Annotated in this window: 12 protein-coding genes; 3 read left to right on the forward strand and 9 right to left on the reverse strand. The window is 69.3% G+C overall.

The window, feature by feature from the left end:
- Positions 1-268 precede the first annotated feature (268 nt).
- The 5 genes from JS521_RS03450 to JS521_RS03470 all read right to left on the reverse strand — a co-directional run bounded on the left by JS521_RS03450 (position 269) and on the right by JS521_RS03470 (position 3,650).
- Positions 269-1,615, reverse strand: a complete 1,347-nt coding sequence (locus JS521_RS03450; RefSeq protein ID WP_205081213.1) for an MFS transporter — start codon at positions 1,613-1,615, stop codon at positions 269-271.
- 181 nt (positions 1,616-1,796) lie between these two features.
- Positions 1,797-2,381: a TetR/AcrR family transcriptional regulator gene (locus tag JS521_RS03455; protein ID WP_205081214.1), complete on the reverse strand. Its 585-nt coding sequence runs from the start codon at positions 2,379-2,381 to the stop codon at positions 1,797-1,799.
- A 57-nt stretch (positions 2,382-2,438) separates the two neighbouring features.
- A complete protein-coding gene (locus tag JS521_RS03460) occupies positions 2,439-2,948 on the reverse strand; it encodes a hypothetical protein (protein WP_239486742.1) in 510 nt (169 codons plus the stop codon).
- Between the two features lie 65 nt (positions 2,949-3,013).
- A complete protein-coding gene (locus JS521_RS03465) occupies positions 3,014-3,298 on the reverse strand; it encodes a hypothetical protein (RefSeq protein ID WP_239486743.1) in 285 nt (94 codons plus the stop codon).
- A 136-nt stretch (positions 3,299-3,434) separates the two neighbouring features.
- Positions 3,435-3,650: a DUF6243 family protein gene (locus JS521_RS03470; protein WP_205081215.1), complete on the reverse strand. Its 216-nt coding sequence runs from the start codon at positions 3,648-3,650 to the stop codon at positions 3,435-3,437.
- 1,215 nt (positions 3,651-4,865) lie between these two features.
- Here JS521_RS03470 and JS521_RS03475 point away from each other — a divergent pair.
- Complete coding sequence (locus JS521_RS03475) at positions 4,866-6,026, forward strand: ThiF family adenylyltransferase (protein WP_307847759.1); 1,161 nt, start codon at positions 4,866-4,868, stop codon at positions 6,024-6,026.
- Positions 6,023-6,622, forward strand: a complete 600-nt coding sequence (locus JS521_RS03480; RefSeq protein WP_205081217.1) for a GNAT family N-acetyltransferase — start codon at positions 6,023-6,025, stop codon at positions 6,620-6,622. The genes JS521_RS03475 and JS521_RS03480 overlap by 4 nt, the downstream gene beginning before the upstream one ends.
- 652 nt (positions 6,623-7,274) lie before the next feature.
- Here JS521_RS03480 and JS521_RS03485 read toward each other — a convergent pair.
- From JS521_RS03485 to JS521_RS03500, 4 genes are all read right to left on the reverse strand, one after another.
- Complete coding sequence (locus tag JS521_RS03485) at positions 7,275-7,676, reverse strand: DNA-binding protein (protein ID WP_205081218.1); 402 nt, start codon at positions 7,674-7,676, stop codon at positions 7,275-7,277.
- Positions 7,673-7,921 (reverse strand): type II toxin-antitoxin system CcdA family antitoxin, encoded by a 249-nt coding sequence (locus JS521_RS03490; protein ID WP_205081219.1) that lies wholly within the window; start codon positions 7,919-7,921, stop codon positions 7,673-7,675. The genes JS521_RS03485 and JS521_RS03490 overlap by 4 nt, the downstream gene beginning before the upstream one ends.
- Positions 7,922-8,349: 428 nt before the next feature.
- Entirely contained in the window at positions 8,350-9,021 is a 672-nt protein-coding gene (locus JS521_RS03495) for a nucleotidyl transferase AbiEii/AbiGii toxin family protein (RefSeq protein ID WP_205081220.1), read from the reverse strand.
- On the reverse strand, positions 9,018-9,365 hold the full coding sequence (locus tag JS521_RS03500; protein ID WP_069740781.1) for a transcriptional regulator: 348 nt from the start codon (positions 9,363-9,365) through the stop codon (positions 9,018-9,020). The genes JS521_RS03495 and JS521_RS03500 overlap by 4 nt, the downstream gene beginning before the upstream one ends.
- Before the next feature lie 920 nt (positions 9,366-10,285).
- Between JS521_RS03500 and JS521_RS03505 the strand changes: the two genes are divergently transcribed.
- On the forward strand, positions 10,286-11,445 hold a 1,160-nt coding region (locus JS521_RS03505; protein ID WP_239486744.1), incomplete at its 3' end, for a GAF domain-containing protein.

The raw sequence follows: 11,445 nt of genomic DNA on the forward strand, positions 1-11,445 counted from the left end.
CCCGCGCCGCGGGCCGGGCGGGTTCGGTTTGCGGGCGGCGGCCGGGGGCGGCGGGCGCCGCCGCCCCCCGCCTTGGCCCCGCCCCGCCCCCCCCCGGGGGGGGGGGGGCCCCCCCGCCGCGATGACGGACGCGTTCTCGGCGGCGAAGGCGAGCGCGATCGCGCGTCCGAGACCGGACCCTGCGCCCGTGACGAGCACGGTCTTACCGGCGAAACTGTTCATGGCAGGCAACTCCTCGGTATATCGCTTCAGTTGGATGATGGCTGGATCAGCCGGTGCGGTGGTTGACGAGGGCCGCGACGGCCAGGGCGGACCCCGTCGCGGCCAGGGAGAGGGCGTCGCTGCCCAACGTGAGCAGGAGGGCGAACAGGACGGTGGGGCCGAGCTCCATCGCACTGTTCAGCACACCGCCCGCGAGCCCGGCCCGTTGCGGCGGTACGCCTTCGGTGGCGAGTACGGATGCTCCGCCGAAGGACGCCGCGGCGCCGGCCGCCAGCAGCACGAGACCGGGCAGAGTCCCGTACACGTACGGGAGCTGCGCCTGGAGTCCGGTGGCGGCGAGGAGGGCGAGCCCGGCCGCGCCGGTACCGAGCCCGGCGGTCGTGACGGCTCCGGCCCCGTACCGGATGACGAGCGGTCCCGCCGCCCGGCCCGTGGCGATCAGCGCGACGGCGAACGGTACGAACGCGGCCGAGGTCTGCAGCGGCGACCGGCCGAGGGTCTGCTGGAGGTGGAGCGAGAGGACCACGAAGGTCATCGCGGTCCCGCAGGCGCTCAGCGCGACGGCCGCGAGGGCGAGGGCTCGCCGCCGGTCGAGCAGGAAGCGGGGCGGCAGCAGCGGATCGTGGGCGCGACGCTGGACGTACAGGAACGCGCCGAGGAGGACGGCGCCGCCGAGCAGCGGCAGGAGCACGGCGGCCGACGACCAGGGCCGGACATCGGTGACGACGAGTCCGTAACTGGCGAAGGTGATCCCGAGAGTGGCGAGAGCGGCCCCCGGCAGGTCGAGCGCCCTGCCCCGGTGCGGAGCGGTGGGCGGCAGCAGCCGGGGCGTGAGGACCAGGGCGGGGACCGCGACCGCGAGGGGCACGGCGAAGGTCCAACGCCACGAGAGCCACGACAGGATGACGCCGGAGAGCAGATTGCCGGCGGTCGCACCGAGCACGGAGAGGCCGCCCCAGGAGGCCATCGCCCTGCCGTACGCGGCGGGGGAGGGATGGACGGTACGCAGTACGGCCATGGCGGCGGGCGCGACGAGGGCCGCACCGGCGCCCTGGACGAGGCGGGCCGCGAGCAGCGCCTCGATGCCGGAGGCGAACGGGGCGGCGGCCGAGGCCGCGGCGAAGAGGAGGAGCCCGACGAGGAGGGCACGCCGCCCGCCGTAACGGTCGGCGAGGCGCCCGCCGAAGAGCAGCAGCCCGGCGAAGGTGAGTCCGTACGAGGCGCTGAGCAGGATCAAGTCGGCGCGCTGTAAGCCGAATTCGCGCCCGATGGCCGGGAGCGGCACGGCGATCGCGGCGAGCGTGAAGATCAGCGTGGCCTGAACGCTGCCGAGGAGGGCGAAGGCGTACCGGTGCTGTACGTCGACGACGCGGGTGGCTTCTTTGACGGACATGACCCTCCTTATAATTGATCGATCGATCCATTATTTGGGCATGCGAGAAAGGGCGCGGACGATGGCCCCGGCGAGGTGGTTGGACTCCGGCAACGAACCGTGAGGTGACGAAGCAGGCCAAAGAACGGCGAGCGGCGAACAGTGACCGGCGAACAGCGAACGGCGACCGGGCGAGGGTGATTCAGTCCAACAGGGTCAGCGCCTGCTCGGCCGCGTCCCGCACCCGGGCGGGATCGCTGGACGCCTTGCCGACGACCCGCAGGCCCTGCATCAGGACGAGCAGCATGCGGGAGATGGCGCGCGGATCGCGCCCCTCGGGCAGCTCGCCCTGGGCCCGGGCCCGTACCAGCGCGGAGTGCAGCAGGGTCTCCAGCTGCTCCCAGCTGATCTCGACCCGGCGGGCTGCCGCAGGGTCGTGCGGGGCGAGTTCGGCGGCCGTGTTGGTGATGAGGCAGCCGTTCAGCCGCTCTTCGGGGGAGGCGGCCTCCGAGGCGAAGCGGCGTACCAGCGCCCGCACCGCGGGCAGTGCGGGCCCAGGCTGGGACAGCGGGGTGAGGAGGTGCGGATCCTGCCCCTCGGCATACCGGTCCATGGCCTTCAGGTACAGCTCGTGCTTGTTGCCGAAGGTGGCGTAGATGCTGGCGCGACCGATGCCGAGGTGCTCGACGAGGTCGGCGATCGAGGTCGCTTCGTAGCCGCGCCGCCAGAACAGCTCAAGAGCCGACTGCAGGGCGGCGTCCGGATCGAATTCCTTGGTCCTGGCCACATCGGAGACCGTAGCCTCATGCAGAACGATCGGTCAATAATTTTCTCGCCCCCGACGTCAGAGCCACACCGAGCAGTCCTCGGCGGAGACTTCAGCGACTGCCGCATCCGTAACGCTCTCCAGGCCCGGGATATAGGGGCGAACGTCGGGCAGCGGGGTGCAGAAGGTGACGTTCGAGGTGAGGAGGCCCTCGTCGGTATCGGCGAAGGACAACGAGACGTACGCCTTCACCTGGGTGTCGCCGAACTCCTCGCGCGCTTCCCGGAGGCAGGCGCACACGTACGCCAGACACCTGCGGAGGAGGAGCGGCGTGCGCTCGCGGGGAGCGGAGGGGAGGTCGTAGTCGGTCATTCCCCGCCCGTTGACCGTCGCCTCCTCCGCGAGCCGGTCGAGGCAGGGGCCGCCGGGAACGGCCGACCGGAGCCCGGCCAGCACGCGTCCGCCGGCGGCCGTGACGGACCACCCGCGCTCCACGACCTCACGGAACGGGGGAGGGATGTCGTGATCGTTCAAGCCGGTGATGTCGGTCGCCCGCAGGACGTCCCGCATCCGAGCGTTGCTGCGCATGCCTGCCCCTCGCCGAGTGCGGCGAGCACCTTCCTGCTCGCCGGGACGGAGCCCGGGGCTCCGGCCTACAGCCCCCTCAACGCCTCGTGGAAGTCGTCGTAGGCGGACCAGCAGTCGACGGTCCCGTCATCGTTGAGGCCGCCCATGTACCAGTCGTCGCTGTCGATCGGCTTCACCAGGCAGAGCCCGTGGAACCCGATCACGATCTCCGGCCGTATCGCCTCGTCATCCCCAGGGCCGCCCACCCACGCTGCCGCACGATCCGCGCCGAGCACCACGGCCTCCCGGTCCCCGGAGACATCGCGGATCCGCGCGAGGGTCCAGCCGGAGGGAAGCCGCTCGTTCGCCACGGCGCGATCCTGCCACGGCGCGGAAGGCCGACCGGGACAGGAGGAGAGCCCCGGGCGGTCCGAGGCAGCCCCCCGGCGGCGCACACCTGCGGCGGTGAGTCAGCCCAGGGTGGGTCAGCCCCGCCGCAGCGCTGAGTCAGCCCTGCGCGGTGTCGTCGCCGGTTTCCCCGGAGCCCTCGCCTGCGCCTGCCCTCTCGCGCATCTTGCGCACCAGCTCCGCCTTCTGGTCGGCGGCGCCCTTGCGGTCGAGGTTGCGGTGCGGACCGTTGTTCTGCCGTTCGGCGCGGGACAGCCTCTTGCGCTGACCGCCGCCCATGCCCACGGGATTGTTGATGTTCTTGCTCACGGTCATGGGTTCTCCCGAACGAGGTGAAGGGATCTACGGATTCAGCGGCGGGGGACAGACGCGGCGACGTCGCGCGACATCGGCAGGGGCCTTCACGCTCTCACTCGTAAATCGGCGCCTGGAAGAATATGACAAAGACGTTACCCGCTCCCGCCGCCCCCGCACGCCACGCGTTTCGCCGCCCGGGCATCGACCGGACTTCCGCGACGCAGCCGAACGCGTACGGCCCCGTGCGACTGCCTACCCCGACCGAGAGACCCCCACTGGGCCGTACAACCGTGGGTGCCCTCTCCGCGACGAGAAACGGCCCTAGCGGGTCGGCTTCTGCAGGGGGATCGGCGTCCGGTCCCGTACGACATCGAACATGGAATGATCGACGACGGGCCGCGGTCGCCGGGTGGCGGCGTTCAGCCCTGACCGCCGCTCCCCAGCCGCTCGCCGAGGGCGAGCGAGGAGCGCTCGACGTCCCTGCCGTCCGCAGCCGTCACGCACCTCTATCTCGGAATCCAGCAACAACTGGACGCCGCCTACGGGTTCGGCCTCGCCTGGGGAGTAGGGACGAAGCCGCCCCGGTGAACCCCTTGTGCGCATCCGGTCCCGCCCGGGCAGATGGGGCGGCGTGGCAGCTTCGCGGGGCAGCACGCGGAAGAGGCCTGGTGTCGTCGTCGTTCACGGACTCCGCCCTCCACGTGCGCTGGGTCGGTGACGTGGTTGGTCCCGCTTCCGCTCCGAAGCCGGCCTTCGCCTAGTTCTTGGGCTGTGAGAAGGGACCTGAACCGCACTTCTGTGGCGGCCGGGGTGGGCGGTCGCGGCCTGTAGAAGCTGCTTCCGACCGCTGTTGTCCGCTCTGCTGGGCACAGGTGGGGCACGAGGGTCGGCAGCGCAATCGCTCGGGAGCGTGACGGCGATACGAGTCGCCGAGGAAATACGCCAAGCGTCGCGGAATATGCAGAGGAGGGCTTGGGCTCCGCCTGGCACTCCATGGCCGGGGTCGCGCGATCGACCACGTGAGGCACCCTCCACGTGTCGCCTGGCAGGCGATCTCGACCGAAAATCAAATGATCATGCCTGGCTATCGGGATGTTCGGCCGCCCCGTGCGCCACGCCTTCGCGAACGGTCGCGACCCATGTCACCCGATCGGACACATCCGCTCTCGGAATGCCGCCGAACGTGTGAAGGCACCACGGTTGACGATCTTGGTGTTGCTAGCGTCGGACGACGTGACGCACACCCTCTCCTCCTCCGCCGGCGCCGCGTTCGCCGGCCCGTTGCCTTCAAGCGCCCTCGCCGAATCGTTTCGTCCCGTCCTCCTCGACCCGTCCTCGGCCGAGCACGCCGCCGAGCTGAAGAGGCTGCTGGACTCGTCAGCACTGCGCGAGGTCCACGACAGCGTCGAGGATCAACTGCGGGAGTTCGTCCGCTGCCTGAACCCCGGAGAACCGTTTCACCCGGCCGCTCTGGAGCGTGCCGTGGACGAGGCACGAGGCGGCGTCCTGCCCGACGAGTACGGGACATGGGCCTGGTACCCGTGGTCGGGCCGCCTGGTACGGGTGCTGCCCGAGGCGGAGTTCCGGCTCGTACGCACCGACCGCAACCGTGACAAGATCACCCGCGAGGAACAGCAGCACCTGCTCAGTCGCCGCATCGGCGTCATCGGCCTGTCGGTGGGCTCCAGTGCAGCGCTGACCTGCGCGATGGAGGGCGTGGGGGGCTCGTTCCGGCTGGCGGACTTCGACCAGCTGAGCCTGTCCAACCTCAACCGGCTACGCGCCGGCGTCCACGAGATCGGCCTGGAGAAGACCGTCATCTGTGCGCGGCGCATGTACGAGCTCGACCCCTACCTCGACATCGCGGTCCACCGGCACGGAGTGACCGAGGAGAGCATCGAGGAGTTCTTCGCCCCTGACAGCGGCGGGGAGCACGGAGTCGACCTGCTCGTCGAGGAGTGCGACACCCTCTGGGCCAAGGTCGCCGCCCGCGAGCACGCCCGGCGCCGGCGGGTGCCCGTCCTCATGGACGCCAACGACCGCGGTCTGTTGGACGTCGAACGCTTCGATCTGGAACCCGACCGACCGCTTTTCCACGGCCGCGCCGGTGCCGTGACAGCCGCCGACGTACGCGCGATGGACCGCACCGAGCAGACGCGCCTCCTTCTGCAGGTCGTCGACCAGGACCAGCTGAGCGCGGCGATGGCCGCCGCCATTCCCCGGATCGGCAGCAGTCTCTCCAGCTGGCCTCAGCTGGCCAGCGGCGTGATGCTCGGGGGCGCCCTCGTCACCGACACCGCCCGTCGCATCCTGCTCGGCCGCCCTGTCCCCTCCGCCCGCACCTACGTCGATCTCGAAGCCCTCATCCCCGCAGCCCTGGAAGGTGCCCGGTGAACCGCGTACCGGACCTGCACGGTGAGCACCTCCGTCTGCGCGAGCTGCGCGCCGCCGACCAACCGGTCCACGAGCGGATCGTGACCAGCCGCTCGCTCACCCGCTACCTCGGCACTGACCGCATGGACACCGCCCAGGCCCACGACGCCTTCGCCGCCGTCCTTGCCCAACCCCTTGCGCACGTCCGCCGCAAGTACACCCTCGCCGTCTGCACGCCCGACGACGACACCATGCTCGGCACCGCCGGCCTCCTGATCGAGGACTACGGAAGCAACGCCATGCTGACGACCGTCGTCCTGCTCCCCGGATCCGCCCTCGCGGGCCACGCGCACGAGACGGGCCGGCTCCTCATGGCTTACGGCTTCGGCTCCCTGGGCCTGCACCGCATCTGGGCCGGACACCGCACCGACCACGACCACATGCCCCCCATCATGCGCGCCGCGGGATTGACCTCCGAAGCGCTCCTGCGCCAGCTCTTCCGCACCCGGGGCTGCTGGCACGACGTGACCACCTACGCCGCCCTCGCACCCGACTGGAAACGCCAGGCCACACCAGCCGAGCTCGCCATCCTCGACGTACCGGCCTCCGCTGGGTGAGGAACCGTGCGGCCGGGAGCCGCGCCGCCATGCGCCAACGGGCAGACAACCACCGGCGCTGAGCACGGGCCGAGACAGGAACGTCGGCTCGACTGGTACGCAGTGAAGGGGCAGGACCTGGTGGGGACGCAGGGGCCGTGCTGCGGTGGGGCTCCGCTTCTACGATCTCCGGCATACCGGGCGTGCCCTGGCGACCCGCTCCGGGGGCACCCTGCAAGAACACGATGGTGAAGCGGCGTTGATCTATCAGCACTCCGAACTTGAGCATCGGCAGGAGGTCGCGAGTAGGCCCGCCGATCTTGTGGGGGCCGAGTGCGGAGAGTCGCACCGCCAGCGGGCGAAGCCTTCTGGTGCGGATCTGATGCAAGACGCCCCGAGGGGCTGAGACAACAACAGAGCCCCGGGCCGCTGGCCTGGGGCTTTCTGGTGGAGCGGGTGACGAGAATCGAACTCGCGCTCTGAGCTTGGGAATCAACGGTGCTTGACTCTTCGGAAGGATCCTGACCTGCGCTTTCCTGCGAGGGAGCCGAGGTTGCCATGGTCTCTGGAGGCTGTATCTGACCGTTGTTGTCTGCTCTGCTGGGCACGGATGGGGCACGGGAGGGCGATCTGTAAACCCTGCCAGGGGGCGTGCTCGGGGTGGGCCGGCGAGTCAGAGAGAGATGATGCGGACTTGGTTTCCGCAGAGATTGGTCATGTCGTCGCTGTCGGAGGTCAGGAGGGCGACGGGTTTCGGCTGGCGCAGGGCGACCTCGGCGACTGTGGCGTCGATGGCGTACTTGTGCCCGTGCAGTCCGGCCCCTTTGAGAAGCTCAGCCGCCGCCTTCGCCGCCTGTTCAGTGACTGGCTCCACCTTGACGCGGGACAGAGCCCAGTTCAGACGAGGCATGTTGGTGCGGGAGTGAGTGACTTCCACGATGGTGTTGGCCCCGATGACCAGGTCGGCTCCCATGTCGTGGAAGACCTGCAGCATCGCGAGGAGCTTGCGGTCCTGCGCGATCCAGGCGGAGAGCCCTTCCGAGTCCAGGACGACGGTTTCGATGCGCTCGCTCACGCGGCATCTGCGCCCGTGGAGGTGCCGGCGGAGCCGAAGATCTTCCCGCGCGCCTCGGCGAGCTCCTCGTCGCTGAACGGCCCGTGCTCCTCCTCATGGCGGCGGAGGTCCTCGCCCAGGAGTTGGTGCCGGATCTGGCGGGCTACGGCTTCCGCAACGTAGCCGGAGACGTTGTCCGTGAGCTTGCGGAGTTCCGCCACCTGGTCGCTGGGGAGCGTGACGGTGATGCGGGTCGTTGAGGACATGAGTCCAAGCATACTGGAGTATGCATGCATTAGCTCGGGATTCTGGCCCCCAGCCTTGACGCCTGGAGTCGCATGCTCCGAGCGAAGACACGGGGGCGGTCGCTCACCGGCTGTCCCTGGCGAGTGACGCTCCGGGCCGGTGCCGTTGGGCGGCAAGCATAAGGCCCCAGTCATTGACCAGGGCCTTCGTCATGGAGCGGGTGACGAGAATCGAACTCGCGCTCTGAGCTTGGGAATCAGCGGTTCTTGGGCTGCCAGAGGGGGCCTGAACTGGGGTTTTGCAGTGAGCAGGTGGATGGCCACTTGTCTCTGAGAGCCGTATCTGACCGCTGTTGTCCGCTCTGCTGGGCACGGATGGGGCACAGGGGGGCGTGGGCCGATTGGCCTGGCGTGCATCGTGCTGAGCGTATCCAGCCTCCATGCGGCCATCAGTCTTCGTGCGGAGTCTCCAGCTCTTGGAGCCGTTCGCCGATGTCGGTGGCCCATGCCTGCGCCCACTGGCGCAGCCCGGTGATCGCTCGTTCGTCGAGTCCGTAGGCGGCGAATTCCGTGTCGTCGATCCAGTCGGCTCCCATCAGCCGTGCTTGGAGCTCGCTCAGGTCGAAGGAGCCGCGGGCGTGGCGTCGACCGAGCTCTTCGAGTTCGATATGGCTCCAGCGGTTCGCGGCAGCCTGTACGTCGATCAGGTCCCTGGCGAGTCCGCGGTCGAAGAGTGCGCGAACTTTGGTTCCGACGACATCTTCGAGGGACAGCACCAACCCGTGGTCGGTGTGTACGGGCGGTCGCCAGAGCGCTTCCTTGAGGATGTCGACCTCGCACTTCTCGTGACTGACGGGATCGGTGACGATCAGGCGTGCGGAGAGCGGGTCTGTTTCCAGAGCGCTGACCTGCCACCCGTGTTGTTCCAGGCCGGCGCGCACGGCAGCAGCAATGTCCTCCATGCGATCAGGGTTCTCGGTCGCTACGTCGAGGTCCTGGCTGAGCCGGTCGACCAGGCCGTGTGCCTGAACCGCGTAGCCGCCGGTAAGCGCCAGAGGGTAGGCACCTCCCACGGCGAGTACATCAGCCAGCAGGCGACGGTGCAGATCGGTGAGGTTCACGCAGCAGCCCGGGCGCTGTGAGCCAGCTCGTCGAAGGAGTGCTCCCAGACTTCACGGACATCACGGCTGATCAGTGTGCGAAGTGTGGGCCACAAGCTGACGAGGAGGCCGCGGTTGAGGTAACGGACCAGGTCGTCGTGCTGGCCCTCGGCCAACACGATGCGGTAGTAGCTCATCCGTAGCCGTGGCTGGTCGAGATCGAACGTGGTCAGCCCCGACCATGCCAGGTGAAGTGGCAGGCGCACCGTGCCGTGCTCGGGGCCGACAAGCTCGGAGAGCGCTGCGGGCGTTCGCCGGGCGAACTTGGCACGGCGAAGATCAGAAAGGCTGGGCTGTGATGCCATACGTCGATTATCCAGGGAGAGGCCACCGAAGCCGACCGGACGCATCCAAGGTGACCCAAACAAAGAAGCCCCGGGCCGTTGGCCTGGGGCTTTCATGTGGAGCGGGTGACGAGAATCGAACTCGCGCTCTGAGCTTGGGAATCAGCGCTGCCTGGATCGCTGGAATGGGCCTGACCTGCGCTTTCCTGTGAGGGAGCTGGGATTGCGGTGATCTCTGGAAGCTGTACCTGACTGTTGCTGTCCGCTCTGCTGGGCACGGATGGGGCACGAGGGCAGCGGTGCGGCGGACCCTGGCAGGGGGTGTGCTCGGTGGTGGTCCGGGTCGTCAGAGCTCAGAGCGGGATGGATGCGGACTGGGGCCGCAGAGTTGGGTCATGTCGTCGCTGCCGGAGGTCAGGAGGGACGGGTTCCGGGTGGCGAAGCGCGACCTCGGCGACCATGGCGTTGATGGCGTTGATGGCGTACATCCTGCTCCCGAGGACCGCGTACGCTTTCCGCCCTCTTTGTCATGACCTGCTCCGACGTGGGCGTGTGTGCGATAAGGAGGTCGCCGGCCCCGCGTAAGTGCCGATGGGCCTTCATGGTTCCGACGCGAAAGCCCGCGGCCAGGCGCGCATCGGCGTCGGCGCGGCGCGGGCATATCGGCAGGCGCAGGGTCTGCCGGTCCAGGGCCGAACGAGTCCGCCTGTCGGCTTGCCGGCGTACGCAACAGAGATGAAGAACGGAACGAAGTTCGATGATTGGCGTCTCTGTCGTACGCGCTGACTGTATCTACGGATCGTCCTGGGCGGCGCCGGGCCCTGCGCGGGGGATCTCGGCACCGCACCTAGCTGGGACACCATAATTTTTTCCTCTTATATTCGGATAATGCGCTCGACAGAGGTCACGTCTTCTCCCGCCAGGTCGATGGAGGCCGCAGGATGAAGGACTCCGGAAGGCTGGAGGCGCTGCGGCTCGCGGGGCTGACCGCGGCGGCCGACCCCGGCATGGACCGCTTCGCGCGGTTGGTCACGCGTGTTCTGCGCGTTCCGGTGTCCCTGGTGTCGCTGCTGGAGGCCGACCGGCAGGTGTTTCCCGGGATGGTCGGGTTGTCCGGGGTCTGGGCGGCCCGGCGCGAAACCCCCTTGAGCCACTCCTTCTGCCAGCACGTCGTCGCGGACGGCAAGCCGCTGATCCTCAGCGACACCCGGTCGTCTCCCCGCACCTGCGACAGCCTCGCCATCCCCGACCTCCAAGTGGTCGCGTACGCCGGTATGCCGCTCACCGACGCGGACGGGCATGTCCTCGGATCGCTCTGCGCCATCGATCACGAGCCTCGCGAGTGGACGGCGGACGAGATGCGCGATCTTGAGGATTTGACCGCCGCCTGCTCGATGGAGCTGAGGCTGAGGATCGCCTCGGAGCTGATCCAGCGGGACCGCGATCACGCCGGCCTTCTTCTGCGTGCGGCCATCGAGCTCGCCCACGCCCGCGATCTCACGGATCTGACCCGGCGCCTGCGCCACCTGTTCCAGGGGCCGGCCGAGCCCACGTTCGTGGGCCTGCTCCTGGCGGACGGCGGAAAGCTGTGGCGCGTGATCGACCCGGAGGACGTACGGCCGGTGGAGAGCGCCATCGCCCATCTGGAGTGGGACGCCTCCTTCCCCAGCGCTCTGGCCATGCGCGAGCAACGCGCCGTCTTCGTAGCGGACCGCCCCACGCTCCTGCGCGGCTTCGGGCCCGAGGCCGTCGCCGGGTACGACTCGCTGGGTCTCGAGTCCGTGATGTGCGTTCCGCTGCCGGACCGGCGCGGTGTCCTGACATGGTGCTGGTCCCGCCCCCATGTGCTGGCGCCGACGGAGGAGGCCGTCCTCACCACGGTGGCGGGTTACGTGAGCCAGGCAGTGGAGCGCACCCGTTTCGTGGCCAACCGGCTGAGCACAGCGGAGCAGCTCCAGGCCGCGATGCTCACCGAGCTACCGGACGTGCCGGGCCTGGACATGGCGGCCTTGTACCTGCCGGGGGGGCGGCGCCCGCGCGGCGGGGCCCGCCGGGTCGGACCGACTGCCGCTGCAGAACCGCGGCCGAAGCCCCGCCCCCC

Origin of the sequence: Streptomyces durocortorensis (assembly GCF_016901035.1) — a bacterium.
Lineage (GTDB): Bacteria > Actinomycetota > Actinomycetes > Streptomycetales > Streptomycetaceae > Streptomyces > Streptomyces durocortorensis.